Here is a 26,041-nt window from a genome sequence, read left to right as displayed (position 1 = left end):
GCATGCTGTACCCAAAATGAGGACAGCGCCGCGCCGGTCGCACTCCATACTGCATGCATCGCCGCCGGGTTTCTGATTGCGCGGCGGCCCCGCGCAGCGCGCCTCCTCTGATGCGCCTCGTATCGTCTTTTTTCCGATCGGCAACGGTCCCGCCACGCACGGAGGCGCCGCACCATGAGCACCGAATTCAAGCCCTATCCGTTCGAGGCCAGGCAATACGACGCTCGCCTTCCCGAACTCGTCGACGGCCGCGAAAAAGCGCGCCATCCGGTCACCATCGTCGGCGGCGGCCCGGTAGGTTTCGCCATTGCGCTCGGACTCGCGAAGCATGGGGTGCGCTCGGTGCTGATCGAGGCCGACGACTCGGTCTGCCATGGCAGCCGCGCGATCTGCATTTCGCGCCGCAGTCTCGAGATCATCGAGCGCCTCGGCGCGCTCGACAGCTTTCTCGCGAAGGGGCTGCCATGGACTGGCGGACGCAGCTTCTATCGTAATGATGAGGTCCTGCACTTCACGATGCCGCAGGACGAAAACCAGAAACTGCCGCCGATGGTGAACCTCGCCCAGTACCACATCGAGCAGTTCTTGCTCGATGCGGCGGAGCGACATGCCGACCTGATCGACATTCGCTGGTGCACCAAGGTAACCGCGGTGAGGCAGGACACGCACGGCGCGACGCTCACGCTCGCGACACCCGCAGGCGAATACGAGGCCCAGACCGACTGGCTCGTCGCCGCGGACGGCGGACGCAGCACGGTTCGCGACGCGCTGGGCCTGAAGCTCATGGGAACGAGCTACGAGGGCCGCTATGTGATCGTCGACATCCTGCTCGATAGTCCGCGCCCCACCGAACGCCTCGCCTACTTCGACCCCGCCTCGAACCCCGGCTCGACCGTGCTCGTGCACAAGCAGCCCGACAATGTCTGGCGCATCGACTATCAATTGCGCGACGGCGAGGACGCCGACGAGGCCGTCAAGCCGGAAAACGTGATGCCCCGTGTGCAAAGCCTGCTCGATATGATGGGCGAGACCGCGCCGTGGTCGCCCATCTGGATCACGATCTACAAGGCCAACGCCCTCACGCTCGAGCGCTATCGCCACGGCCGCGTGCTGTTCGCGGGCGACGCAGCGCACCTCGTGCCGATCTTCGGTGTGCGCGGCGCGAACTCGGGCATCGACGACGCCGACAACCTCGCATGGAAGCTCGCCTGGGTGGTGCGGGGGCGCGCGGGCGAGCAGTTGCTCGACAGCTACTCCGACGAGCGCGTGTTCGCGGCGCACGAGAACTTGAGCTATGGCACGAAGAGCACCGAATTCATGGCGCCCCCTTCGTTCGCGTTCGAGTTGATGCGCACCGCCGTGCTGGGCCTCGCGCTCAAACACCCCGGCGTGCGCTCGCTGATCAACCCGCGCCAGACGTCCTCGATTGCCTATACGGCCTCACGGCTGAACGCGGTTTCCGATACGCTCGCCAGCGGCCCTGCGCCCGGCGCGGTGCTGCCCGAATGCCCAGTGTCGATCGTGGATCGGGGCGTCATCGACGAGGGCCATCTGACCGATCTCATCGGGCCGCGCTTTACGGCGTTCCATTTCAGCGCCGACGGCGCGGTGCCGCCCGCCGTCGAGGCCCTCCAAGCGGCGTGCGCTGCGCGCGGAGTGCCGTTCGCCCTCGTGCCGCTCGCCCGGCACAAGCCCGTCGATATCACACGCAAATGCGGCTGGGACAGCACCGGCCGGCTCTTTCCGATGTATGGCGCCGTTGCGGACACACTCTATCTCGTGCGCCCCGACGGCCACGTGCTCGGCCGCTGGCAAGGTGCCGGCGATACGCTGGCACAACGCGCGCTCGACGCCCTTGACCACGCATTGCGGACCTGAGGCGCGTTGCGCACAGGACCGGAAATTAAGACATCTGAACTGGAGAACGTCATGACCGACAGCGAACTCGACACGGTCTACACGCGGCTGTGCAAGACCATGACCGAACTGGGCGAGGCCAATGCGCCGCTTTTTCTCGCGCGATTCGCGTTGCTCGCGGTGGAGCGGATCGGCAACGCCCAAGCCGCGCTCGGCCTGATCGACGCGGCCCGCGACGGCATGTCGGCGCCGCAATAGGACCCGAAAAGAGTGGGTCCGCTTGCCGCTGCGGTTGCGTGCGCAGACATCCGGGCAGCCGCAAAACTTAGAGCGTATTTAGCGGGCCCGTCACATTCAGGAAAACCCGCGCGCGCATCCGGTTCCGCACAAGAAAAACGGGCGGCAAGCGCCGCCCGGAAAAACACACGCCGGCTGGGTTTTCACGCCACCGGAGCTTGCATACTACGCGATGATCGAAGCCGCCGAATCCCCAATAAAGGGTATAAAACGCGTGCGCATCGCCAGATCACTGAACGACGCGCGTCACGCCGCGTCCGCGCGGATCGGCCACCGCCTCCGGCGTATCGCCATCGATGCGGATCGCCTGAATGTCGCCGCTGAAGTCCTGGCCCTTGAGCACATAGCCCTTGGCCTCGACCTGCTTGGCGAGATCGCCGTCGATCGGTTGGTACGGCTCCCAGAAGATGGTGTTGGGCGGCAGCAATTGATGATGGAAGCGCATTGCGGAAACCGCGTCCTTCAACGGCATCTTGAAGTCGTAGATGTTGTTGATGACCTGGAAGATCGACGTGAAGATGCGCGAGCCGCCCGGCGTGCCGATCACGAGCGCCACCTTGCCGTCCTTCGTGAGGATCGTGGGCGACATCGACGAGAGCGGGCGCTTCTTCGGCGCAATCGCATTGGCATCGCTGCCCACCACGCCGAACATGTTCGGCACGCCGGGCTTGGCCGAGAAGTCGTCCATTTCGTCGTTGAGCACGATGCCCGCGCCCGGCACCACCACGCCCGAGCCAAAGTAGCCGTTGATCGTGTAGGTGTTCGACACGGCATTACCCCACTTGTCGACCACCGAGAAGTGCGTCGTCTCGGCCTTCTCGGGCATCTTGTTGCCGTGCGTGCTCTCCGCCTTTTCCGGCATTGACGTGCCGAGGCCGGGCTGCACGCCCTTCGTGTCCGACGGCTTCTCGGGGTCCACGTCGGCGGCGCGCCGGGCAAGATAGGCGTCTGCGGTGAGTTGCGCGACCGGCACCTTGTAGAAGTCGGGGTCGCCCAAATACTGCGCACGATCGGCGAACACGCGCTTTTCGATCTCCGCAATCAGATGGATGTATTGCGGCGAATTGAGCGGCACGTCCTTGAACTGCGGCGCGAGCATCGCCTTCATCTTGAGCAGTTGAACGAGCCCCACGCCACCCGAACTCGGAGGCGGCGCGGTGATCACCTCATAGCCATTCCACCTGGCCTCCACCGGCTGACGCCAGACCGCCTTGTACTCCTGCAGATCGCGCTTCGTGATGAGGCCGTGGCCCTTCATCGCCGCCGCGATCAGGTCAGCGGTCTTGCCGTCGTAGAAGTCCTTCGCGCCCTGGTTCGCGATGCGCGTGAGCACGTCCGCGAGATCGGGCTGCTTGAACGTCACGCCGTCTTTCATTTCGCCGAAGAACTGGTCGAAATTGGTCTTGCCGCCGAACTCCTTTGACGCGTCTTCGCGGCGCTTGGCCAGTTGCTCGTCGACGACGAAACCGTCGCGCGCGTACTTGATCGCGGGCTGGAGCACCTGCTTCCATTGCAGCTTGCCAAAGCGCCGCTGCGCTTCCCACATGCCCTCGACGGTGCCCGGCACGCCCACCGCGTCGTAACCGTAGAGGCTCTTGCCCGGAATCACGTTGCCCTTGTCGTCGACGTACATGTTGCGCGTGGCGGCCAGCGGCGCGCGTTCGCGATAGTCGAGAAAATACGGCTTGCCGTTCACGTACAGTGTCATGAAGCCGCCGCCACCGATGTTGCCGGCTTCGGGATAGGTGACGGCCAGCGAGAAGGCAATGGCGACCGCCGCGTCGACGGCATTGCCCCCTTCCTTGAAGATCTGCTCGGCTGCGTCGGCGGCGTACTTGTCGGCAACGGCAACCGCCGATGCGTTCAGGACGGCGGGACGTTGCTGCGTATCCTTCGCGATTGCGGGCGTGGCTTCGAGAAAGCCCGCGGATAACGCAGAAAGTGAAACGAGTGCGAGGGCAGCAGTGGAAATTTTCGTTCTATCGACCAGCTTCATTGAGTGACCTCCATGATTCGGTTCATCGAGCACCAGCTTGTGACCCGGCGCTTCAAGCGACTTTCAGCCCGGATCCTGCGCTTATAGCACGCGCAGAAATCGTTTGCGATCAGGCCATCCGCCGATAGCCTTCCCCCGCGCAAGCAGAAGCGAAGTCGGCTGGACAGATCAGCTTTGCCCGCGCCGTCCGCGCGCGATTTCCTCGCCCGCATTGGCGGGCAAACGCATCGTTACCGGAATCGACGCCACGGAAAAGAGCCCTACAACGAAGAACGCCGGCCAGAAGTCGGACCACACGATGGTCGAATGCCCCTGTATCTGATGCGAAACTTGCAGCACGATCCCCGCGATGGTCACGCCGAGGCCCAGCGAAACCTGCTGGATCACGCTGGCGACGCTGGTGGCGCGGCCAATGTCCCTGGTCGGAATATCGGCGTAAGCAAGCGAATTGAGCCCGCTGAACTGTAGCGAAGGAAACACGCCGCCCAACAGCACCACGAGCCAGATGAGCCATACGGGCGTGCCCGGCGTGAACAGCCCATATATGCCGATGGACACGCCCGCAAGCGCGGCGTTGACGATCAAGGTGCGGCGAAAGCCGAAGCGGCCGAGCACGTGCGAGACGACGGATTTCATGAAGATCGAGCCGAATGCCGACGCGCAAGTGATGGCGCCCGAAACGAACGCCGTCATGCCGAGCCCTTCCTGCAATGTGAGCGGCAACAGGAACGGCACGGCGCCAAGGCCGATACGAAACAGCGACCCGCCCGCCACGCTGGCGTTGAAACTCGGAATGCGCAAAAGTTTCAGATCGAGAACCGGCCGCTCGGCGCGTTGCGCGTAGAGCCAGTAGCCGCCCAGCAGAAGCGCCCCAACCACGCACATCGTCACGGCTTTCGCATTGGAAACCAGCGCTCCGCCCACGAGCGAGAGCCCGAGCATGAAGAGCGACGCGCCGCCCGCGGAGAGGATGAAGCCGAACCCGTCGAGCGGCCCCGGATGCTCCTCGTGCATGTTCGCAATGTGCCGGTTCGCGAGCCAGATGCCGAGCACACCAATCGGAATGTTGACGAAGAAAATCAGCCGCCAGTGCAGATACGTCGTGATGAAACCGCCGAGCGGCGGCCCCATCACGGGACCGAGCAAGGCCGGCACGGTGAGATAGTTGACGGCGCGAATGAAGTCCGACTTGGGCAGCGAGCGGAAGATGATGATGCGCCCCACCGGCACCATCATCGCGCCGCCGATGCCTTGCACGAAGCGCGCCGCCACGAACATTTCGAGCGATCTGGACGCAGCGCACAGCAGCGAGCCCGCCATGAAAATGCCGATGGCGGTGCGAAACACGTTGCGCGAGCCGAAACGGTCGGCCACCCAGCCGCAAATCGGAATGAACACGCCCAGCCCGATCACATAGCTCGTGACGGCGAGTTTGAGGGTGATGGGGCTCTGGCCGAGATCGCGGGCCATCGCGGGGAGCGATGTGACGATGACCGTCGCGTCCACGTTCTCCATGAACATCGAGCACGCGACGATGAGCGGAACGATGAAAGTGCCGAGAGCAAGGGGCATGGGCAGGAACGACAATCAGCGTGGCTGATGGCGTAAAGCTGCCATTATGGCACCGTGTTGCCGAAAACGGTGTGGCCGCAACAGATGAAGCAGCGCACAAAAAATGCCAGGGGTGCCGAAAAAAGCACAAGGGCCGCGCAGCTCGCCGCCGCACTCATGCGGCAACGGACTTCGCGGCCCTTTCATAGGGTCATGGCGGCGGCGAAAAACGCCGCTCAGCTCGCGGTCAAACCGCCGTCTGCTTCAATCGGCTCACGACCGGTGCCAATTGCGGAAGCACTTCTTGCGTGGCGCGCGTCACGTCGTTCGGGAAGTCGATTTCGATCCACGGCGCGCCGGTGACGTCTGCGATTTCGAATTCGCTGCCGCGTTCGAGCAGCAAATCGCGCAGTGCTTCTTCGTGCGGCATGTTCGCACGATCCGTATCGACATAGCCCTCGACGATCTGCGCAAAGCGGCGCGCCGTCGTTTCGTTCAGGCGGAAGAAACCCACCGATTCGCCGATCGTGTCGTATTGCAGTCCGACCGCCAGTTGCTTGCGCAGCTCGACAGGCACGCCATCGCGCAGGCACAGCTTCACGGGCTCGTCGCCGGCCTCGAAGTCGCGGTCGATCAACAGGCGGTTGGCCGGCGCCTCGCCCGCCACGAGCGGTGCGAATACGCGCTCGTCGTAGAGCACGTCGGCGTCCATCAGCAGCACGTCGCCGCCACGCGTGAGCGCTTGCGCCGTGCGATGCACCGTGAGCACGCTGCCCAGGTCGAAGCGCGGATTGAGCACCACCTCGACCTCATGCGGCCAGCCAATGCGCTTGAGTTCGGCCTCGACCAGTTCCGGCTGGAAGCCGAGCGCGAGCACAACTTCGGTGACACCCGCCGACTCGAGCATCTGCAGATGGCGTTCGAGCAGCGTCACGCCTTCGAATTGCAGCAGACATTTCGGAAACTGTTCTCCAGCGGGTTGCTGAAGGCGCAGGCCGAGGCCTGCCGCGAGAATGATGGCGCGCATGCGTTCCTTGGGAGAAAAAAATCAATCGGCGACTTCGACAGCGGGCACGCGCACGGCGCGCCGGCGTTGCCAGCTACGTTCGCTGATATGCAGATAAAGCAGGCCCGGCAGACCGAGCAGGATCTCTCTCGCGCGCTTGGCGAGCGAGAGTGCGAGCGCCGCCTCGGGCGGCAGGCCGACGAGCGGCGCGAGCAGCAGATAGCCACCCTCCTGCACGCCGAGCGAGCCCGGAATGGCGAAAGCCGCGCCGCGAATGGCCTGGCCGATGCTTTCAAGCAACAGCGCATCGACCCAGCCGACGGGATGACCGAGAAAGCGCAGCGCGAGCCACACCTCCACGGTGCCGACGAGCCAGCCCACGAAGCTCAGCGCGAAGCTGGCCGCCGTGCGGGCGCGATCGGCATAGAGCGCCTTGACGGCGGCATCGATAGCGTCGGCGCGCGTGGTGAGCGACGACCAGTCGCGCTTGCCGAACACTTTCGAAGCGAGACGCAGCACGCGGCCGAACAACCCGCGGCGCTGCGCGAAATAGAACAGCCCGATGAGGCCGCCGAGCACGCCGGTGGCAATCAGCGCGGCCACGCCGAGATCGCGCGGCGCGTCGTTCGCGGCGTAGACCGAGAAGAGCACGATGCCGAACACCGCGAAGACGATTTGTGCGAGCGCCTGCAACGTCGTGCTCACCGTGATGGCCGCGGCTGCGTCGCGCATGGCCATGCCGCGCTGCGCGAGCTGACGCACCATGACAACCGGACCGCCGATCTGCCCCGCCGGCAGCAGACTGTTCACGGACTCGCCGCTCCAGCGTGCGAGCAGCGCATCGCGCTGGTCGACCTGTTCGCTCTTGCGAAACAGCACGGCGATCGCGCCCGCATCGAGCGCGAGCGGCACGACGTGGAACGCGGCGACCAGCGCCAGCCCCCAACCTGCCGCCGCGAGCGCGCCCGTCACCGAGCCGAGCCCCTGCCATGCGAGCAGTGCAATGAAGAGTGCCGTGCCGATCGACAACAGCAGAATGGCCACACGACTCACACTGACCCTCCGGCCTTGCCGCCACCGGCACGCGCAGACTGGAGCGCCTTGCGGAACACCTGGCGAAAACCGAAGTACGCGATGGCGTCCTTCATGTTCGAGATGAAGCGCCGCCACGGGCGCATGTTGGGATTCGTCACGTACTCGAACGTGAGCGAGACGCGCACCTCGCCATCGCGGCTAGGTGTCACGCGATGGCGCAGCTTGTCGCCGTCGAACAGCACGAGCGCGCCCGGCGGATATTGCACGGCGCCCGGTTCGTCGGGCCTGCTGTCGTCGCGCGTGTGCAACTCATAATCGAGAATGCACGACGACTCGTCGATCACGCCGAACAGCACGGTATAGCGGCGGCCGTCGTAATACGAGGTGTCGTAATGCCAGCCGATATGATCGCCCGCGCGCGTGTAGTAATAGAGCGCGTAGGCGTGCGGATCGTTTTCGGGCGAAAGCTGGAGCCGGTCGCCCGTGATCTTTTCGAGCCACGCAATGAGCTTCGGCGAGCGGTACAGTTCCGCGATATATGGCTGCAAGCGGTCGATCGTGTGACGGCTCACGCTGCCGCCGGCCTTGTGGCCCGGAATGAAATTGCGATTGACCTCGGGCATGAGCGCATTGGCGGCGTCGACGAGCCGCTGCGTCGCGTCGGGAGGCAGGAATTCGGAGAGATAGAGGAACGAGCCCTGACTCATGTATTCGTCGCGCAACTGACCGGCATCCAGCTTGCCCAGCGCGCGACCGATCGCGATGTCCGGCCCGGCGGCCTGCCCGCCAGCCATACGGGCGGGCGCAACTTGTTCTTCTTCTGCTTGCACACTCATCTGCTGATCCAGACCTGACTGGTTTCCTTGCCCGAACTCGCGCGGCGCGTGACGCGCCAGTAGTCGAGCACCACGTAGACGGCGAAGAGCGGCGCGCCAATGGAGGCCGCCACGACGAACGGCGCGACGATTCCGGTGAGCGTGACGAGCGGCAACAGATAGAGCACGTCTTCCGTTTCGAAGCCGCCGACGAACGCCTGCTGGGTGCCGGCCTTGCCCGCCATTTCCTCGATGCGCATGCGCAGAAAGAAGATCACGGCAACCGCCACGCCGGCAACGCCGCCGAGCACCACGGGCGGCACCCGCCATTCGGTCGCGGGAGCCCCGGCTGCGGCCGCTGCGGCACCGAGCCCGTAACCCATGCCGAGAAACAGCAGAACGGTCGTCACCGCATCGGCAGCGAGATCGTAGAAATGGCCGATACGACTGGTTTTACCGCTGATCCGCGCGAGCTCGCCATCCGTGTGATCAACGAAATTCGACAAAACAATCAGAAATGCGCCAATATTGACGTGGAGAAAGTCGCCGTGCGCCAGATAGAAGGCGCCAACAAGCCCAATCAGCAGGCGCAGTGTGGTCAGATGGTTGGGGGTGACGCAGGTAGGCACGAGCGGCGTCACGAGCCAGCGCGCTGCGCGCGCGTCCCATGTGCGCGGCTGCGGCACCGCTCGCGGAGCCGGTTTGGCAGGTTTGTCTTTTCCAGTCATAATCGGGAAATAATATACGGCTTCCAGAAAACTTGCAGGTTTTCCGGCCACCGAATCGAAATTGAAAGGGAGCGGGGCCGCATCGTGCACGGGCCGCTGCATGGACCACTGCATGGGCCGCGAGATGCATCGCCCCTGCGGCGCCGGCAGCAAGTTCGCCCGAACCCGCGTAGAGTGCAACCCTTCGCTCCGGCCCCCGGGCATCGCATGGGAATGCCGGGCATCAGCGCAGCCTACTCGCCAGAATTTCAATGAAACGTCTTACTTTTGCTGCTTTTCTGCTCGGGGCGCTGTCGTTCGTACCGCTCACCGGCCATGCCGCAGCGCTCGACGATTCGCTGACCTGCAAGGAATCGGCACACGACTTCATCTCGGGACTCATCGACCAGAAGCTGATCGACGCCAAGCCCATGAAGGTCGAAAGCAATTCGATCAACGCGTTCTGGCCGGCGCACGGCCAGCAACTGACTGCCTACGGCTTCAACGTGTTCGCGATCGTGGGCTTCCAGCAAAACGACCCGCTCTTCCAGACCGGCAGCGGCAAGCCGATCGCCCGGTCGGCGTATGGCGCGGTGGTCGTGGCCACGCAAGGCAGGGTGCAAGCGGCGCTCGACGCGGTTGGCAACACCGCCATCGTCTATCATGCCGGGCCGCTGCTGACCGCAATTTTCTGCCAGCAGGACTGAGCGCCCCGCTCGCCTTACGTCAATCGATGCGGCCGAAGCCGCCTTCGGCCCACGATTCGGCGCGCGCCTTGGTCAGCTTGAAGGTGGGCGCGACGCGCACCTGCGCGATCTGCTCGCCAAACGCGTCGAGTGCCGTGAGCACCGCATAGGGCTCGTATTCGTCGGGCACGATATCGAGGGTCACGTCGATGTCGCCGTCGCCGGTGCGCAGGCCCACGCGCTTGTGCAGCATCGCATGCAATTGCTGCTCGTGGCGGCGCAAGACTTCGGACGCGGTTTTCACGAGCGTATTGAACGCCGAGGTGTCGAGCGGCTTCGGATTTTTCTTGTCGCGGCCCATGGTCCACGGGCCGACCAGCGCGGGCTCCGGCTCGCCGTCCTTGATCATTTCGACGGCCCAGCCGTCGTCGTCCTCGTTCTTGATGACGCGCGCCATCCAGCCGTCCTTGTGCCACAGGCGGGGGTCCTGGATCACTTCGGACGAGTCGGCGCCCGGATCCTGAAAAGTATCCTCGGAAGTGTCTGCGGAAGAGACGGCGGGCGAAGAATCGGTCATGGCGGTTTCCATCGGGTTCTGCGAAGACTGCCGCGTTACGTCACGGGCAGGGGCAGAATTTTAACCGCAAGCGCCCAACCAGCGGTCGCACCCTCCTTCCGAGGCCATTTTCATCTCGCCACCAATCGCCGGGATTGCGATTTGATCGACCCTTTAAAGCGGCCTTTTAAAAAAGGTCGCGACGCACGCAGGTTCAAATGCGGCACCATGTCCAGCGCCACTTTTCGCAATACTGTCTTTCACGCCTGAAATTTAACTAGAAGCGTCCGTATAACGATAGTCAAAAAAAAACGCGGCCCGAGAGCCGCGTATAAAGATGAAAAAGACCACCCTTGGTCGAGGGCTGAGCAAATTGTAACTCCAGAATGCACATTTATAGACATCACAAACCGGAACAGTGCCTTTCACAAACCAGCCGAAATATCCTGCAATAAAGGTCGTTCTGGCGCTTGTGCACGCCCAATAAGCCAGTTACGAACGTCGCACGCACACAACATGGTCTCGAATTGGCGCTTTGTCGCGCCTCTTAACCATTCAGAAAAAACCTTTCCAGGCAGGAGCTTATAAAATCAATACGGCCATTCCAGTTCTGAAAACGTATTGCACAGACCAAAGGAACCGCAGCAATCGTTCCTCGTGAGATTCCCAAGTACAGTCCGGCGTTATAAACATGAAAAAACCTTTATCGTCGCAGGCGTTCTCGGGGCATTTGCAATGAGCGCACACGCGCAAAGCAGCGTAACCCTGTATGGCTCGCCCGGACTCGATGAACCAGTACCTGGCGCCGCTTTCGGAAGCGGGCCTCGGCTACGGCAACAACCTGGCCGGTCACCCGTTCGACAACGATAACTTCGCGCAGTCGTTTTCGATCAAGCATGCCGCCAAGTACGAACTACAGTAGAGCCATCGCAAGGAGCTGCGAGCCTCGGCATGTAGCGCCTTCTCTGTTGCATCTTTTTACTTCTGTGTGACCCTGCACTGTCAGACACGTGCATATACTCATGAGCACGTTCGCCGCAGCGCATCGCGCGTTGCTTTTCACCCTGCATTCGCTACGACGCCCATGTCATGAATATCCTCACGCAACGCCTCGTCGCCGCCCTGCCGCTCGCACTCGTCGCGGCCTGTGGATCGTCGCCGCCCAGCACCGCCTCCGATGGCAACGCAATGGTCTACGCGTCTTCTGCACGACCGCCATCGTCAATCGCGAGCTGCCTCAGAAGCCGCCTGCCGCGCGCGCATGAATCGCACTCCGGCAACGCCACTGAACTCACGGTTGGGTCGCGCTCGAACGCATCGTACTTCGTCACGCTCACGCCGAACGGTAACGGATCGGTGATTCGCGTGACGCACGGCGCGTCCAGCTCGAACGATCCGCCCGAGGAAGAACTGCGCTTCTACGTGGCGCGCTGCACGACCTGAGGCCTCGAATAGCGCGCACAAAATTCTGCGCGTCCCCCCCCTGTCACGAAGACGTCGCATCTGCGAAGATTGCGCCCTCTTTCGACTTTGCACTACACCGCTTCATGGCATCAGGGACCGCACATCACGCCACCGGCTGGGCCGCCGGCGTCATCGCCGCTGCAATCGTCACGCGTGCAGGGGCGGACAGTCCCTGGCATCTCTATGCCGCACTGGCGTTCATTGCGGGCGTGGCCGGCGGCACCGCGCCCGACTGGCTGGAAGTTGCGTGGTGGCGAAAGAAGCGCCGGCTCTGGATCACCCATCGGACCTTCACGCATTGGGGCGTCGGCTGGATTGCCTTGCTGTGGTGGTCGTATCGCGGATTGGGACACCTGGCCGTTGCCGCGCCGGCATTCGGCTTCGCGTGTGGCGGGCTAATCCATTTGTTCGCGGACTGGCCGAATCCCCTCGGCGTGCCCTGGATCGTGCGGCGCCACTCGTTGAACCTGTGGCGCAGCGGCCGATGCGATCTGATCGTCGTGGCGGCTTCGTGGGTTGCCGCGTGGTTCTTCGCCGTACATGGCGTGCCGCACGGCTGGTCGCTCGAACCGCTACGCCGGCTCGCCTGACGCTCCCAACGAACACATCCCCGGTGCGTGATCGCGGGGATGGGCTAGTCAGTTCATGAGCATGGGTCGCACCGCGCGATTTAATCTGCAATCCAGAATAAATTGGCGTATCGCCTGGATCCTGCCTGTACGACGCATGATTGCCTGATGCGGGTGCCGAGACTTCGGAGCGGGCGACTGCGCATGGCGCGGCGCAGTCGCCCGAGATGGGACGATCAATCGAGCGAAAAATCGATGCCCTGCGCGAGCGGCAGCGCCGACGAATAATTGACCGTGTTGGTCGCGCGCCGCATGTAGCCCTTCCATGCATCCGAACCTGATTCGCGGCCACCGCCCGTTTCTTTCTCGCCGCCGAATGCGCCGCCGATTTCGGCGCCGCTCGGCCCGATATTGACGTTAGAGATACCGCAATCGCTGCCCGATGCCGAAAGGAAACGCTCTGCCTCACGTAGATCCGTTGTAAATACGCATGAAGACAAACCGTGTGCCGCCGCATTGTTCGCCGCGACGGCTTCGCCGAAATCGCGATACTTCATGACGTAGAGAATCGGCGCGAACGTTTCTTTGAGGACAATCGCGCTTTGCGCCGGCATCTCGACCAGCGCGGGCCGAACGTAATAGCCGTTCGGCAAACCGTCGACAGCAACGCGCTCGCCGCCCGTGACGACGCCGCCTTCGGATCGCGCGCGCTCCAGCGCGGCCTGCATGCACTCGAACGCGTGAGCGTCGATGAGCGGCCCCATCAAGGTGCCTGACGTAAGCGGGTTTCCGATCGGAACTTTTGCGTAGAGTTGCTTGAGCCGCTCGAGTGTCGCGTCGTGGATGCTTTCGTGCACGAACAGGCGCCGTAGCGACGTGCAGCGCTGCCCGGCCGTGCCCACCGCGGAAAACAGGATCGCGCGCAAGGCCAGTTCGCGGTCGGCGCTCGGCGTCACAATACCTGCGTTGTTGCCGCCGAGTTCGAGGATCGCGCGTCCGAAACGCTGAGCGACGGCCACGCCAACCGAGCGGCCCATTTCCGTGCTGCCGGTGGCGCTGACGATGGCAGCCCGTGGGTCGGCCACGAGTTTCGCGCCGACATCGCGCCCGCCCACCACGAGCGAAACGAGCCCCTGTGGCGCGTCGCCGAACGCAAGCAGCGCATCGCCCATGATTTTCTGCACGGCCAGCGCGGTGAGCGGCGTTTTTTCCGAGGGTTTCCAGATCACAGGATCGCCGCAGACGAGCGCGAGCGCCGCGTTCCAGGACCACACCGCGACGGGGAAATTGAACGCGGAGATGATGGCGCACACGCCCATCGGATGCCAGTTCTCCGCCATGCGGTGCCCCAGGCGCTCCGACGCAATGGTCAGACCATAGAGCTGCCGCGACAGGCCAACGGCGAAGTCGCAGATGTCGATCATCTCCTGGACTTCACCCAGCCCTTCTTGAAGGATCTTCCCGGCCTCCAGCGACACCAGGTTCCCGAGCGCCTCTTTCCGCGCCCGCAGCCGCTCGCCCAGCAGGCGCACCAGTTCGCCGCGGCGCGGCGCCGGCACATTACGCCACTGGAGAAACGCCGCCTGCGCGCGAGCGAGCGCCGCGTCGACGTCGGCCGCAGACTGGCTTGCCACCCGCCCGATCAACTCGCCGGATATCGGCGATCTCACCTCGATGTCACCCGACCCGGCTTCTTCTGAAATGCCGAGGTCGGCAAGAATGCGTGCTGCGTCCATGACCGATCCTTTATTTCCGATAAGAAACAAACTCTGGTGAACCGACTATACACGGGGGAAGTTGGCGCAGCAAGCCGGAGCAGACGACGCGCCCGCAACGCCTTTTGACGGGGGGCTGGCGAGCAGAGCACCGCAATTGCGTCCCGTTATCACGTCATGCGGAAGCCCGACAACTATAATTTCCTATCGGAAACATCGAGCCGCCAGCATGGTGGCCAACCGGGAAATGATTGGAGATTGGGTCGAAGCAAATGATTTGGCGAAATGCCGTGCGTAATTCGGCAAGGCCGGAAACGTGCGGGAAATTGCGCCTGGCGCTGCCGTTCGCGCCAGTGCGCTGTAACGCAGGATCACTCAGGACTGTTCCATGCATTCGGCATAGCCAACGCGTCTGCCGACGATCAGTCCTGCGTCATACGCGGACTCAAGCGCACGGCCAATGTCTTCCGCACTGACCAGGTGGCAGTCCGCGGTCTGGATGCCAGTCAACTCGAAGCGTTCGATACCGAGCGTTCTTCTCGATATGGCCAACAACAGTTCAAGACGTTCGTCGCGCATTTTCTTCTCCAGTCCAGACTTGATCGATGTCGTCAAATCAAATAGCAAGGATCGCCATACGGTTCGTCGCGTGACTCCGCGACGCATATCGAGGCTCTATTCAAATTCTTACTCTTTGAAAGACCTTTGCTACGCCGACAAGATCCATGGCAATCTTTAAAGATAGTTAATTCGGTTCCCTGAACGGTTTGAATCGAAGCAATACGATCTTCCAAGCTAGGGTGGCGCCGCCATTCAGACAGCAAACGTTAGCCATCTGGCCGATGTTTCCTAAAAGCGTCAGTTTGCTATGATCGGAAACGTGCCAGAACACTTGCTCCCGCTTCTCACCACTCATGGACACCACGCTCACGCAATCGGCGGCTTCGTCGACCACAGACCTCGGCCGCCGCGTCCGCGCCGCCCGCCTTGCCCTCGACCTGACGCTCGAACACGCGAGCCAGGTGTGCAGCGTGTCGCGCTCCACGCTTTCCAAGATCGAAAACGGGCTGATGTCGCCCACCTTCGACGTGCTCCAGAAAATCGTTGCCGGCCTGAAGATCGATCTGGGCGAACTGTTCGGCTCGACACCGAAGCTCGACTTCGGCGGCCGGCGCGCGCTTACGCGGCGCGGCGCGGGCAAGCCGCACGCGTATCGCGGCTACGAGATGGAGTTGCTCGCCACGGAGCTCGCGCACAAGGCCATGCTGCCGTTTCTCGTGCGCATCACGGCCCATTCGGTGGACGCGTTCGAGGACTGGGGACGGCACGAGGGCGAAGAATTCATCTACGTCATCAGCGGCAGCGTGTGCCTGCACACCGAGCTCTACACCCCCACGCATCTCGCAACCGGCGACAGCCTCTACTTCGACAGCCGCACCGGCCACTTCGCCGTTTCCACCAGCAAGGAAGACGCGCTGGTGCTCTGGATGTCAACGGGCGCTGCGGTGCCCGGCGCATTCGAAGCCGCCGAACCGCCTGCGCCCCCCACCAAGCCAGCCCGTTCCAAAAAGAAACTTTCGGCAGCCTGAGGCGCAAGCGCTTTATCGGCCCTTGGCGGAGTCTGGGCGTCGCCCTTAGTCCCGCTTAGTCCCGCTGACGGCACCCGGACGGTGGCGCCCACGCCGCACCGCCGGTTTCGTATGCGCTGCCGCGCCGCGTTCGCGCGCCACCTCTCTCACCGCATTGATCAATGCGCGCCCAGCGGCCGTCGGCTGCGTATCGGTGCGCTGAATCAGGCCGACGGGCTCCTCGCCGCCCGCGCTCGGCAGCGGCAGCCGCACTAGCGTTCCCTGGCGCAAATCGTATTCGACGGCCCCGGACGGCACGAACCAGACCGCGTCGTTTTCGAGCGCGAGGGCACGCCCCACCGAAACCGAAAGCAATTCGACGAACGAGGTAAGCGGAGGTGCGCCCCACGCGGCCAGCAGACCGTCCGCGGCCTGACGAATCAGCGTCCCGAACGGCGGCAGCACAAGCGGAAACTGTGTGGGGAATTGGGCAAGCGGCAGCGCCGCTCCCGCCTCCTGCATGAGCGGATGCCCCGAGCGCACGACCACCGCCAGCGGTTCGTTGTAGAGCTGCTCGAAGCTCAGGCCCACCATGCGTTCCGGATCCGCAAGCCGCCCGACCGCGAAACTGATCGCCCCCGCTTTCAGGCGCTCGAGCAATTCCGCATTGGCTGCCGTCATGAGCCGCACGCTCACGCGCGGCCACTCGCCGGCGAAGCGCCGCAGCGCAGCGGGCACGAGCGCCGTCGCCACCGTCGGCAACACACCAATGTCGAGCGTTGCCGCCACCGCGCCCTCTTCGCGCGCAAGCAGCGCAACGCCCTGGCGCAGCGCGCTCACGCACGCGCTCGCGTGCGGCATGAAAAGCTGCCCCTCCCGCGTGGGCACTGCCCCGTGCCGTCCGCGCTCAAACAGCTTCACGCCAAGCGCCGACTCCAGCTCGGCGATCGTCTTGGACACCGCGGGCTGCGTAATCGAAAGGCTCTCGGCCGCCTGCTGCACGCTGCCGAACTGCGCAACCGCGAGAAAGCACTGGAGATGGCGAAATTTGACGCGTGAGTCCGCAAGCCGGTTTTGCATAACGTTTGGTTATACGAGACGCGAGAAAACGTCATTTTGCATAACTTTTCGCCTTGGATAAAGTGGCTGCATGCGCGCGCTGCGACCGTCCGCCGCGAAAGCGCACCTTCCTCTCACAATCCTGCCAGGAGACACCCACATGGACGAGTCCATCCTGTCGCCGCGCGATTTCGACTCGCATCCGGCGTATGTCCATCCGCCGTATCGCTCGTCGGTCAAACGCGGCCCCACCCTTCCGCTGATTCCACTAAAGGAAAAATTGCGCAATCTGCATGTGCCCGTGTACGGCGCGGAAGATCTCGGCGCGCTGGACCACGATCTCACGCGCAATGCGGCGCGTAATGGCGAACCGCTCGGCGAGCGCATCATCGTCACGGGCCGCGTGCTGGACGACGGCGGCAAGCCGGTGCGCAATACGCTCGTTGAAATCTGGCAGGCCAACGCAGCGGGGCGCTATGTCCATAAGCAGGACCAGCACGATGCGCCGCTCGATCCTAATTTCCTGGGCGCGGGGCGCTGCCTGACCGACAACGAAGGCCGTTATCGTTTCCTCACGATCAAGCCGGGCGCGTACCCGTGGGGCAATCATCCCAACGCGTGGCGGCCGAATCATATTCACTTCTCGCTGTTCGGCGACTACTTCGGCTCGCGCCTCGTCACCCAGATGTATTTCCCCGGCGATCCGCTGCTCGCCGACGACCCGATCTTCCAGGGCACGCCCGAACAGGCGCGCGATCGCATGGTCTCGCGCTTTTCGCTCGACACCACCGAAGAAGGCTATGCGCTCGGCTACGAATTTGACATCGTGCTGCGCGGCCCGAACCAGACTCCCATGGAGCGTTGATCATGGCACTCAAAGAAACGCCTTCGCAAACCGTCGGCCCGTACTTCGCTTACGGTCTGTGCCCGCAGCAATACGACTTCGATTTCAAGAGCCTTTTCACGCCCGAGATGGCGGGCACGCAAACGCCCGGTGAACACATCACGCTGATGGGCCGTGTGATCGACGGCGATGGCAAACCGGTCTTCGACGCCATGCTGGAGTTCTCGCAAGTCGACGCCAATGGCCAATACCCCGCGTCGCGCACGCAGGTGGCAGAAACCGGTTTTCGCGGCTTCGCACGCGTAGGCACCGGCACGGATCCGGAGCAGCGCTTCATCGTGCGCACGGTGAAGCCGGGCCGCGAGCATGCGGACGAAGCACCGCACATCAACGTGATCGTCATGATGCGCGGGATGCTCACGCACACGTTCACGCGCATCTATTTCGACGACGAAGCCGCTGCGAATGCCGCCGACCCGGTGCTCGCCTCGGTACCCGAAGCGCGTCGCAACACGCTGGTCGCGCGCCGCAGCGAGCAGGCCGGCAATATCGTCTATCACTTCGACATCTGCATGCAGGGCGAACGCGAAACGGTGTTCTTCGATCTGTGACATCGCAACGGCTGCGATTTGATCGCGGAACTCCGAGTTGTACCTTGATGAAGCCTGCCTCGAGCAGGCTTCTTTTTTTCGGACCGCGTCAGCCGAGCGGGCGCACGCCGATCAACACGCCGTGCAGCCAGAAAGCGAATACCGCCCACGCGACGAGCCCGATCACGACGACCAGCACGTCGCGCGCGAGCGTGCCCCGCGCATGGACGACACCGGCCTCGCGATCGCGCCGCCGGTCCGCGCGCAGTTTGATCAGCGCCCACACCAGCAGCGCGGCGAACAGGACGATGGCGTGAAGCGTGCCATTGGCGAGCAGATGCGCGAACGCCCACAGCGCTACACCGCTCAAAAATGGCTGGCCCAACGCGCGCTTGATGTGATTGCCCGGCACGCAGGCAGCCGCGATCGTCACGAAGGCAATCGCGGTCAGAAGCGCAGTAACGTGCGCCATGCCGAACGGCGGGAGCCAGACTGGAACGGGATAGCGCCGTGCAATCCCGTAGCCAGAGACAATGAGCACGATGCCGAGAATCGAGAACAGCGCGAAGAAGCCGCGCCAGGCGGGCATGCCGAAACGCTCGATCTGCGCCTCGCGCCAGGGCGCGGCTACGACGCGAATCAAATGCATGGCAATGAAGATTGCAAGACCCACCACCAGTAACACCATATTCGCCCCCTGGATACGGCATAAGCGCAATGGCCGGCATTGTTGCGCAACTGCATGGCGCGGCCAATCGGCAAGATCAACGATCTTCCGACAAATAGGCACTTGAACCGCTTATGGTCAAACCGGAACGGGCGAATACGATGCGCCATTGATTAAATGGGCGATATCCACCGAAACGCATTTTTAAAACGATACTGAATATTGCCTGAAATGGCTAAAGCAGTCCGACAGCCAGTCCGCTGGATCAGCGAATTGTGCGCCGCACAGGCCGGGCACGCCATGTATCGTTTTTGCCCACGACCACTAGCAGCGGAAATGCTCTATGTCCTGCCCGGCATGCTTGTAGCGCAACAACCACGACGGCATGTCGCCCTCCCCATTCCAGGTATTGCCATATGCATCCCGGTACATCGGCTGCCGTTCACTTTCGGCAATGGATAATTCAAGATCTTCGAGCGTAATGTCGTACTCTTCCATGCGGCGTTTAATCCACAGGATGAGCCGTTCGCGCGCCTCACCGTCGAGGTCGAACATCGGATAATTCCTCTCGCATCGCAAGGACGAGGCGTCGATCAATATCGATTCGTCTGCCCTGAAAAGACAAAGGCTTCGCCAGATGACGCGAAGCCCTGCTGCACTGATGAGGTGGTCTGGGTACAAAACCCGCGACCGGGTCGGAGGGGATCTGAGGTCCGCTGCTCCACTCGCCAGAATGTGCCGCAAAGGTGCACGGCGACTTGCTGCAAGCGGAACCCATGATACCTTGCGCGAGCCGCCCAGATCAAGCGGTTTGACGCCCGCGAGGCCCGCGCGGGGGCGCTCGCCGGCGTCCGGCACGATCGCACCTATAGGCGCTTATGAGGCGCTCATGAGGCTGCTGCTCGCCGATTCGCCGCACGCGTGCTGTCCGCAGCGGCTTCGCCTGCGCCGTCATCGCGCGCTGCGCAAGACGGCAACGGTTGCACGCTGTTCGCCGTGCGCGCGAGTACCGGCCCGAGCGCCACACCGGTATGGCTCGCCGCCACCTTCACGAGCCCTTCCGGATTCGCCGCGCCGACGATCGTGCCGCCTCCCACACCGCCCTCGGGACCGAGGTCGATGATCCAGTCGGCTTCCGCGATCACGTCGAGGTCGTGCTCGATCACGACCACGCTATGCCCCGCGTCGGCGAGACGATGCAGCACGCGAATGAGGCGCGCCACGTCCGCCATGTGCAGGCCCACGGTGGGCTCGTCGAGCACGTAGAGCGTGTGCGGCGCCTTCTGGCCGCGCCGCGTGACGTCGTCGCGCACCTTGGAGAGCTCCGTGACGAGCTTGATGCGCTGCGCCTCGCCGCCCGAGAGCGTCGGCGACGGCTGGCCGAGCGTGAGGTAGCCGAGCCCGACGTCCTTCATGAGCTGCAACGGATGCGCGATGTTCGTGATCGCGCCGAAGAACTCCACGGCCTCGTCGATCTCCATCGTCAGCACTTCGCCGATGTTCCGGCCGCGCCACGTCACGGCCAAAGTTTCCGGATTGAAACGCTGGCCGTGACAGACATCGCACGGCACTTTCACATCGGGAAGGAAGCTCATGCCGATCGTGCGCACGCCTTGGCCTTCGCACGCGGGACAGCGGCCATCGCCGGTATTGAACGAGAAACGCGACGCGCTATAACCACGCGCGCGCGCCTCGAGCGTATCGGCAAAAAGACGGCGAATCGCGTCCCACACGCCAATGTAGGTCGCAGGACACGAGCGCGGCGTTTTTCCGATCGGCGTCTGGTCGACTTCGAGCACGCGGTCGATGGTTTCCCATCCGCTAATCGAGTCGCAGCCCTGCCACGTATGCGAAACCTCGAGCTTCGGCTTGGCACTCGTGCGCGCCAGCACGCTCGAGCGGCGCTCGGCCGCGCTCGGTGCGCTCGGTGCGCTTTCCTTCACTGCCTTGCGCGCGCGACGCACCGCCGGCGACGACAGCACCGACCGCCCCACCGCATCGAGCAGATTCGAGAGCAGCACGTCGCGCGCGAGCGTCGACTTGCCCGAGCCGCTCACGCCCGTGATCGCCACGAGGCGGCCAAGCGGAATGTTCGCCGTCACGTTGCGCAGGTTGTGCAGCTTGCCGCCGTGCACCGTGAGCCACTGCTCGGGCACGGACTCGCGACCCGCACGCGCCGGCTTTACTTCCCGGCGCGGCTGCAACGGATGCACGATCGGATGCGCGAGATAGCGGCCCGTGACGGAATCGGCCTGCGCAGCCAGATCGGCGACGTTGCCCTGCGCGACCACGCGTCCGCCGCGCTTGCCCGCGCTCGGCCCGATATCGATGATGTGATCCGCGCGGCGGATCGTGTCTTCGTCATGCTCGACGACGACTAGCGTATTGCCCTTCTCGCCGAGACTGCGCAGCGCATCGAGCAGGATCTGGTTGTCGCGCGGATGCAGGCCGATGGTCGGTTCGTCGAGCACATAGCAAACGCCCTGCAAATTGCTGCCGAGCTGCGCCGCGAGGCGGATACGCTGCGCCTCGCCGCCCGAGAGACTCGGCGCAGCGCGATCGAGGCTCAGATAGCCGAGCCCGACTTCTTCGAGAAACTGCAAGCGGCTGCGGATTTCGCTCACCACGTCGCGCGCGATTTGCGCATCGCGCCCATTCAATTCGAGCGATTCGATCCAGCTACGCGTTTCGGCCACGGTCCACTGCGCGACATCGACGATCGCATGCTCGTCGAATGTCACCGCGCGTGCCTCGGGATTCAGGCGCGTGCCGTGGCAATCCGGGCACGGCTCGTCGACCATGCCATCCGGCTCCTGCTCCTCGGACGGCAAGGTTTGTTCACGGCCACGATCGTCGGCGGCAAGAACGGTATCGTCATAGGCCGCGCGCTGCTCGCGCGTGAGCGCAAGACCGGTGCCCACGCAGGTCGTGCACCAGCCGTGCTTGCTGTTATACGAGAACATGCGCGGATCGAGTTCGGGATAGCTCGTGCCGCATACAGGGCAAGCGCGCCGCGTCGACAGGACCTTTACCGCACCGATGCTCGCAGTCGAATTGCCGTTGCCAAGCGCATGATCGAGCCCATCGAGTGGCACCAGCAGATGCACGACACCCTTGCCCGCTTCGAGCGTCGCGGCAAGCAACTGACGCAATTGCGCCTCGCTCTCCGGCTCGATCACGAGATCGCCGACCGGCAATTCAATCGTGTGCTCGCGGAAGCGGTCGAGCTTCGGCCACGGCGCGACCGGCACGAATTCGCCATCGACGCGCAGATGCGTATTGCCGCGCGCCTTCGCCCATTTCGCGAGATCCGTATATACGCCCTTGCGATTCACGACGAGCGGCGCGAGCAGCCCCACGTGCTGGCCGCGATGCTCGCGCAGCAGTTGCGCCACGATCGCATCGGTGCTCTGCGACGTCACGGGCGTGCCGTCGTGCACGCAATGCTGCACGCCGAGCTTCACATACAGGAGCCGCAGGAAGTGCCACACCTCGGACGTGGTCGCCACCGTGCTCTTGCGGCCACCACGCGAGAGACGCTGCTCGATGGCAACCGTGGGCGGAATACCGTAGACCGCATCGACCTCCGGCCGCCCTGCGGGCTGCACGATGGAACGCGCGTAGGCATTCAACGATTCGAGGTAACGGCGCTGGCCCTCATGGAACAGAATGTCGAACGCGAGCGTGGATTTGCCCGAGCCCGAGACGCCGGTAATGACATTGAATCGGCCGTGAGGAATGTCGACGTCGAGCGCCTTGAGATTGTGCTCGCGTGCGTTCACGATACGCACCACGTCCTCGCCCTGAATCTCACGGCGTGCCTGCGCCGCGCGCAACGCCGTCTGCAGCGCAATGCCCTCTTCCTCGGCGACGAGCGTCCCGACGCCGTTGCCGAGCGCAGCTTCATAACGTTCGAGCGCCGCGCCCGTATGCGAGCGCGGGCAAGCGATCACGTCGTCCGGCGTGCCCACGCACACCACCTCGCCGCCCGCATCGCCGCCTTCAGGGCCGAGGTCGATCAGCCAGTCCGCGGCGCGGATCACGTCAAGGTTATGCTCGATCACGAGCAGCGAGTGGCCGCCCGCGAGCAGCTTGCCGAACGCGCGCATCAGCTTGGCGATGTCGTCGAAATGCAAGCCTGTGGTGGGCTCGTCGAACATGAAGAGGCGTCCGCCCACCGCCTTCTCCTTGCTCTCTTTGCCTTTTGCCTGCGCCGTTTCCGCGAGATAGCCCGCGAGCTTCAGACGCTGCGCCTCGCCGCCCGAGAGTGTGGGCACGGGTTGCCCGAGCTTCACGTATTCGAGACCCACGTCGACGATCGGCTGAATTACGCGCAATACTTCGGCATCCTCATGGAAGCACTGCACTGCTTCGCTGACGGTGAGATCCAGCACGTCGGCAACCGAAAGCGTGCGGCCGCCGCGCTCGATCTTCACTTCGAGCACTTCGGGGCGATAGCGGCTGCCGTCGCAGTCCGGGCAACGCAGATAGACGTCGCTCAGAAACTGCATTTCGATGTGCTCGAAGCCCGAGCCGCCGCAGGTCGGGCAACGCCCCTCGCCCGAGTTGAAGCTGAACATGCCCGCCGTATAGGCGCGCTGCTTCGCAAGCGGCGCCTTGGCGAACAGCCTGCGAATCTCGTCGAACGCGCCCACATAGCTGGCCGGGTTCGACCGCGCGGTCTTGCCAATGGGTGACTGGTCGACGAACACGGCGTCGCTGATCTGCTCCGCGCCGTTCAGATTGCGATAGACGCCCGGCGCTTCCGTTGCCTTGCCGAGGTGCCGCGCGAGCGCCGGATACAGCACGTCCTGTACGAGCGTCGATTTGCCGGAGCCCGACACACCCGTCACGCAGACGAGCCGCTGCAGCGGGAACTCCACCGTCACGTCACGCAGGTTATGCTCGCTCGCGCCTTCGAGCACGAGGCGCGACGTGTTCGCATCGACGGCACGGCGCGCCCAGTGCGAGGCGTCGGCGACGACCTTGTGGCCGCCCAGATACTCGCCCGTCAAGGTGCCGGACGCGCGGATATCGTCCGGCGTGCCGTCGTAGACGATCGTGCCGCCCCGCTCGCCGGGGCCGGGCCCCATGTCGATCAGACGGTCGGCGGCCAACATCACCGAAGGATCATGCTCGACGACCACGAGCGTGTTGCCCGCGTCGCGCAGGCGCTGCATCGCTTCGACGATGCGGTTCAGATCGCGCGGATGCAAGCCGATACTCGGCTCGTCGAGCACGAACAGCGTCTTCGTGAGCGACGTACCCAGCGCCGTGGTCAGGTTGATGCGCTGCACCTCGCCGCCCGAAAGCGTGCGGCTCTGGCGGTCGAGCGTGAGATAGCCGAGCCCGACGTCGCACAGATACTTCAACCGCGTGCGCACTTCGGCGAGCAGCAGCTTGAGCGCATCGTCGAGCAATGCAGAGGATAACGAAAGACTGTCGAAGAAACGGCGGATGCGCTCGATCGGCAGCAGCATGACGTCGTGCAGCGTGAGACCGGGTAACGCTTCGAGCTGCGCGCGCGACCACGCTACGCCCTGCGGCATGAATCGCGCCTCGGGCGCGAGCACTTCGCTGGCGTTTTCCTCGGTGCCAAGACGCCATTGCAGCGCCTCCGTTTTCAGACGCGCGCCGCCGCACGTTTCGCACGGCGTGTAGCTGCGGTACTTCGAAAGCAGCACGCGAATGTGCATCTTGTACGCCTTCGACTCCAGATACTGGAAGAAACGCTTGACGCCATACCACTGCGTTTGCCAGCTGCCCTTCCAGTCGGCGGTGCCGTTGAGCACCCAGTCGCGCTGCTCCTGCGTCAGTTCCGACCATGCGGTGTCGCGCGGGATGCCGGCCTTTGCGGCGTAGCGCATCAGGTCGTCCTGGCACTCCTTCCACGCGGGCGTCTGTAGCGGCTTGATCGCGCCGCCGCGCAGCGTCTTGCGCGCGTCGGGAATCACAAGCCCCCAGTCGACGCCGATCACGCGACCGAAGCCACGGCACGCTTCGCACGCCCCGTAGGCCGAGTTGAACGAGAACAGTGCCGGCTGCGGGTCCGCATAGCGCAGATCGCTGTCAGGGCAATGGAGGCCGGTGGAAAAACGCCAGATCAGCGGCTCGGGTTTCGCATCGGAAACATCGGCGGCGGCGTTAGTTTCCGATACGACATAAATGTTCACGCGTCCGGCGCCGCGCCTGAGCGACGCCTCGATCGCCTCGATCACGCGGCTCTTTTCGGCGTTCTGCAAGCGGAAGCGATCGGCCACCACGTCGAGCATCTTGCGCGTGCCGTCGGCGGTTTTCACTTCGCGCTGCGCCTGCACGCGCGTATAGCCGCTCGCGGAAAGCCATTGCGCGACTTCCTCTTCGGTAGTCGTCTCAGGCAGTTCGACCGGAAACGTCACGACAAGACGCGGATCGTCCGCGGCCGTGCGCGAGCGCAACTCCGCGTAGATCGTCTCGGGCGTGTCGTGGCGCACTGGCTGCGCGGTCACGCGGTCGAAGAGATTCGCGGCACGTGCGTAGAGCAGCTTCAGATGGTCGTTCAGTTCCGTCATCGTGCCGACCGTGGAGCGCGAGCTGCGCACGGGATTGGTCTGGTCGATGGCGATGGCGGGCGGCACACCGTCGACGCGATCGACCTGCGGCCGGTCCATGCGGTCGAGAAACTGACGCGCATAGGCACTGAAGGTTTCGACGTAACGGCGTTGCCCTTCCGCGTAAAGGGTGTCGAACACGAGGCTGGACTTGCCCGAGCCGGACGGCCCGGTCACGACCGTCATTTGGCCGGTGTGCAGATCGAGGTCGAGGTTCTTGAGGTTGTGCTGGCGGGCACCGCGGATACGAATGGATCGGTTATCGCTCACTTGCGCTGGCATTCCGGCTGGATGAAACGCGTGGGGCCGGGCGGCGCGGCCCGGCAGCTCGCAGCCCGGTGCGGGCTGTCTGGGTTGAGATTCTACTGTATATTTATACAGCACGCCGGGCGCAATTCGGCTATACGGCCAGTCCGTTCGGATGGGAAAACAGGACTATCAAATCAATTTCCGGGCTCAGGCGAGCCCG

General features: G+C 63.8%; 21 protein-coding genes and 1 pseudogene. 9 read left to right on the top strand and 13 right to left on the bottom strand.

All coding sequences use genetic code 11. The features are described 5' to 3' along the window. Positions 1–174: 174 nt before the first annotated feature. Together L5014_RS22065 and L5014_RS22060 are read left to right on the top strand one after the other, a co-directional pair. Positions 175–1,878, top strand: coding sequence for an FAD-dependent oxidoreductase (locus tag L5014_RS22065; protein ID WP_238465866.1), 1,704 nt, complete (start codon positions 175–177; stop codon positions 1,876–1,878). Positions 1,879–1,929: 51 nt separating this feature from the next. Continuing rightward, positions 1,930–2,115, top strand: coding sequence for a hypothetical protein (locus L5014_RS22060; protein ID WP_238465865.1), 186 nt, complete (start codon positions 1,930–1,932; stop codon positions 2,113–2,115). A 268-nt stretch (positions 2,116–2,383) separates the two neighbouring features. Here L5014_RS22060 and ggt read toward each other — a convergent pair whose 3' ends face one another. The 6 genes from ggt to L5014_RS22030 form a co-directional block, all read right to left on the bottom strand. Continuing rightward, complete coding sequence (gene ggt / locus L5014_RS22055) at positions 2,384–4,150, bottom strand: gamma-glutamyltransferase (protein ID WP_238465864.1); 1,767 nt, start codon at positions 4,148–4,150, stop codon at positions 2,384–2,386. 168 nt (positions 4,151–4,318) lie between these two features. Continuing rightward, positions 4,319–5,722 carry an MFS transporter gene (locus L5014_RS22050; RefSeq protein WP_238465863.1) on the bottom strand — a complete coding sequence of 468 codons (1,404 nt, stop codon included), beginning with the start codon at positions 5,720–5,722 and terminating at the stop codon, positions 4,319–4,321. A 226-nt stretch (positions 5,723–5,948) separates the two neighbouring features. Continuing rightward, complete coding sequence (locus tag L5014_RS22045; protein ID WP_238465862.1) at positions 5,949–6,728, bottom strand: phosphocholine cytidylyltransferase family protein; 780 nt, start codon at positions 6,726–6,728, stop codon at positions 5,949–5,951. Positions 6,729–6,749: 21 nt separating this feature from the next. Continuing rightward, positions 6,750–7,760 carry a flippase-like domain-containing protein gene (locus L5014_RS22040; protein WP_238465861.1) on the bottom strand — a complete coding sequence of 337 codons (1,011 nt, stop codon included), beginning with the start codon at positions 7,758–7,760 and terminating at the stop codon, positions 6,750–6,752. Then, complete coding sequence (locus tag L5014_RS22035; RefSeq protein ID WP_238465860.1) at positions 7,757–8,578, bottom strand: 2OG-Fe(II) oxygenase family protein; 822 nt, start codon at positions 8,576–8,578, stop codon at positions 7,757–7,759. The genes L5014_RS22040 and L5014_RS22035 overlap by 4 nt, the downstream gene beginning before the upstream one ends. Beyond that, the gene (locus tag L5014_RS22030; protein ID WP_238465859.1) at positions 8,575–9,285 is read right to left on the bottom strand and encodes a CDP-alcohol phosphatidyltransferase family protein; all 711 of its coding nucleotides are present in this window, start codon (positions 9,283–9,285) and stop codon (positions 8,575–8,577) included. The genes L5014_RS22035 and L5014_RS22030 overlap by 4 nt, the downstream gene beginning before the upstream one ends. Positions 9,286–9,536: 251 nt before the next feature. On the opposite strand from L5014_RS22030, the gene L5014_RS22025 reads away from it, so the two are divergent. Further along, on the top strand, positions 9,537–9,971 hold the full coding sequence (locus L5014_RS22025) for a hypothetical protein (RefSeq protein ID WP_238465858.1): 435 nt from the start codon (positions 9,537–9,539) through the stop codon (positions 9,969–9,971). A gap of 19 nt (positions 9,972–9,990) precedes the next feature. Here L5014_RS22025 and L5014_RS22020 read toward each other — a convergent pair whose 3' ends face one another. Next, the gene (locus tag L5014_RS22020; protein WP_238465857.1) at positions 9,991–10,527 is read right to left on the bottom strand and encodes a hypothetical protein; all 537 of its coding nucleotides are present in this window, start codon (positions 10,525–10,527) and stop codon (positions 9,991–9,993) included. A gap of 714 nt (positions 10,528–11,241) precedes the next feature. Between L5014_RS22020 and L5014_RS22015 the strand changes: the two are divergent. From L5014_RS22015 to L5014_RS22005, 3 genes and pseudogenes are all read left to right on the top strand, one after another. Next, a pseudogene (locus L5014_RS22015) lies at positions 11,242–11,416 on the top strand (porin); the annotation flags it as partial. A 179-nt stretch (positions 11,417–11,595) separates the two neighbouring features. Continuing rightward, positions 11,596–11,949 carry a sugar ABC transporter ATPase gene (locus tag L5014_RS22010; RefSeq protein ID WP_238465856.1) on the top strand — a complete coding sequence of 118 codons (354 nt, stop codon included), beginning with the start codon at positions 11,596–11,598 and terminating at the stop codon, positions 11,947–11,949. Positions 11,950–12,053: 104 nt separating this feature from the next. Further along, positions 12,054–12,560 carry a metal-dependent hydrolase gene (locus L5014_RS22005; RefSeq protein WP_238465855.1) on the top strand — a complete coding sequence of 169 codons (507 nt, stop codon included), beginning with the start codon at positions 12,054–12,056 and terminating at the stop codon, positions 12,558–12,560. Between the two features lie 215 nt (positions 12,561–12,775). Here the strand turns inward: L5014_RS22005 and amaB are convergent, their stop codons facing one another. Continuing rightward, entirely contained in the window at positions 12,776–14,275 is a 1,500-nt protein-coding gene (gene amaB / locus L5014_RS22000; RefSeq protein WP_238465854.1) for an L-piperidine-6-carboxylate dehydrogenase, read from the bottom strand. A 354-nt stretch (positions 14,276–14,629) separates the two neighbouring features. Then, a complete protein-coding gene (locus tag L5014_RS21995) occupies positions 14,630–14,833 on the bottom strand; it encodes a DUF6900 domain-containing protein (protein WP_238465853.1) in 204 nt (67 codons plus the stop codon). A gap of 335 nt (positions 14,834–15,168) precedes the next feature. On the opposite strand from L5014_RS21995, the gene L5014_RS21990 reads away from it, so the two are divergent. Next, the gene (locus L5014_RS21990) at positions 15,169–15,843 is read left to right on the top strand and encodes a helix-turn-helix domain-containing protein (RefSeq protein WP_238465852.1); all 675 of its coding nucleotides are present in this window, start codon (positions 15,169–15,171) and stop codon (positions 15,841–15,843) included. A gap of 45 nt (positions 15,844–15,888) precedes the next feature. Here L5014_RS21990 and pcaQ read toward each other — a convergent pair whose 3' ends face one another. Continuing rightward, positions 15,889–16,902, bottom strand: coding sequence for a pca operon transcription factor PcaQ (pcaQ, locus tag L5014_RS21985; protein WP_238465851.1), 1,014 nt, complete (start codon positions 16,900–16,902; stop codon positions 15,889–15,891). 139 nt (positions 16,903–17,041) lie between these two features. On the opposite strand from pcaQ, the gene pcaH reads away from it, so the two are divergent. Then, complete coding sequence (gene pcaH, locus L5014_RS21980; protein ID WP_238465850.1) at positions 17,042–17,746, top strand: protocatechuate 3,4-dioxygenase subunit beta; 705 nt, start codon at positions 17,042–17,044, stop codon at positions 17,744–17,746. Then, positions 17,746–18,336 (top strand): protocatechuate 3,4-dioxygenase subunit alpha, encoded by a 591-nt coding sequence (gene pcaG, locus L5014_RS21975; RefSeq protein WP_238465892.1) that lies wholly within the window; start codon positions 17,746–17,748, stop codon positions 18,334–18,336. Before pcaH ends, pcaG begins: the two co-directional genes overlap by 1 nt. Positions 18,337–18,424: 88 nt before the next feature. Here the strand turns inward: pcaG and L5014_RS21970 are convergent, their stop codons facing one another. The 3 genes from L5014_RS21970 to uvrA all read right to left on the bottom strand — a co-directional run bounded on the left by L5014_RS21970 (position 18,425) and on the right by uvrA (position 25,854). Continuing rightward, positions 18,425–19,003, bottom strand: a complete 579-nt coding sequence (locus L5014_RS21970) for an NnrU family protein (protein WP_238465849.1) — start codon at positions 19,001–19,003, stop codon at positions 18,425–18,427. A 303-nt stretch (positions 19,004–19,306) separates the two neighbouring features. Further along, a complete protein-coding gene (locus L5014_RS21965) occupies positions 19,307–19,537 on the bottom strand; it encodes an H-NS family nucleoid-associated regulatory protein (protein WP_035533873.1) in 231 nt (76 codons plus the stop codon). Between the two features lie 332 nt (positions 19,538–19,869). Then, entirely contained in the window at positions 19,870–25,854 is a 5,985-nt protein-coding gene (uvrA, locus tag L5014_RS21960) for an excinuclease ABC subunit UvrA (protein WP_274389456.1), read from the bottom strand. Positions 25,855–26,041 lie beyond the last annotated feature (187 nt).

It is taken from the genome of Paraburkholderia tagetis, from assembly GCF_022213065.1.
In the GTDB taxonomy this organism is placed as follows: domain Bacteria; phylum Pseudomonadota; class Gammaproteobacteria; order Burkholderiales; family Burkholderiaceae; genus Paraburkholderia; species Paraburkholderia tagetis.
This window is presented reverse-complemented; position numbering and strand designations above follow the sequence as displayed.

Bases quoted from the DNA above. Each gene is read 5' to 3' on its own strand.
- L5014_RS22065 (WP_238465866.1), top strand. From the start codon at position 175: ATGAGCACCGAATTCAAGCCCTATCCGTTCGAGGCCAGGCAATACGAC.
- L5014_RS22050 (WP_238465863.1), bottom strand. From the start codon at position 5,722: ATGCCCCTTGCTCTCGGCACTTTCATCGTTCCGCTCATCGTCGCGTGC.
- L5014_RS21970 (WP_238465849.1), bottom strand. From the start codon at position 19,003: ATGGTGTTACTGGTGGTGGGTCTTGCAATCTTCATTGCCATGCATTTG.
- L5014_RS21990 (WP_238465852.1), top strand. From the start codon at position 15,169: ATGGACACCACGCTCACGCAATCGGCGGCTTCGTCGACCACAGACCTC.
- L5014_RS21965 (WP_035533873.1), bottom strand. From the start codon at position 19,537: ATGTTCGACCTCGACGGTGAGGCGCGCGAACGGCTCATCCTGTGGATT.
- amaB (WP_238465854.1), bottom strand. From the start codon at position 14,275: ATGGACGCAGCACGCATTCTTGCCGACCTCGGCATTTCAGAAGAAGCC.
- L5014_RS21995 (WP_238465853.1), bottom strand. From the start codon at position 14,833: ATGCGCGACGAACGTCTTGAACTGTTGTTGGCCATATCGAGAAGAACG.
- L5014_RS22025 (WP_238465858.1), top strand. From the start codon at position 9,537: ATGAAACGTCTTACTTTTGCTGCTTTTCTGCTCGGGGCGCTGTCGTTC.
- ggt (WP_238465864.1), bottom strand. From the start codon at position 4,150: ATGAAGCTGGTCGATAGAACGAAAATTTCCACTGCTGCCCTCGCACTC.
- L5014_RS22045 (WP_238465862.1), bottom strand. From the start codon at position 6,728: ATGCGCGCCATCATTCTCGCGGCAGGCCTCGGCCTGCGCCTTCAGCAA.
- pcaH (WP_238465850.1), top strand. From the start codon at position 17,042: ATGGACGAGTCCATCCTGTCGCCGCGCGATTTCGACTCGCATCCGGCG.
- L5014_RS22010 (WP_238465856.1), top strand. From the start codon at position 11,596: ATGAATATCCTCACGCAACGCCTCGTCGCCGCCCTGCCGCTCGCACTC.
- L5014_RS22030 (WP_238465859.1), bottom strand. From the start codon at position 9,285: ATGACTGGAAAAGACAAACCTGCCAAACCGGCTCCGCGAGCGGTGCCG.
- pcaQ (WP_238465851.1), bottom strand. From the start codon at position 16,902: ATGCAAAACCGGCTTGCGGACTCACGCGTCAAATTTCGCCATCTCCAG.
- uvrA (WP_274389456.1), bottom strand. From the start codon at position 25,854: ATGCCAGCGCAAGTGAGCGATAACCGATCCATTCGTATCCGCGGTGCC.
- L5014_RS22020 (WP_238465857.1), bottom strand. From the start codon at position 10,527: ATGACCGATTCTTCGCCCGCCGTCTCTTCCGCAGACACTTCCGAGGAT.
- L5014_RS22005 (WP_238465855.1), top strand. From the start codon at position 12,054: ATGGCATCAGGGACCGCACATCACGCCACCGGCTGGGCCGCCGGCGTC.
- L5014_RS22035 (WP_238465860.1), bottom strand. From the start codon at position 8,578: ATGAGTGTGCAAGCAGAAGAAGAACAAGTTGCGCCCGCCCGTATGGCT.
- L5014_RS22060 (WP_238465865.1), top strand. From the start codon at position 1,930: ATGACCGACAGCGAACTCGACACGGTCTACACGCGGCTGTGCAAGACC.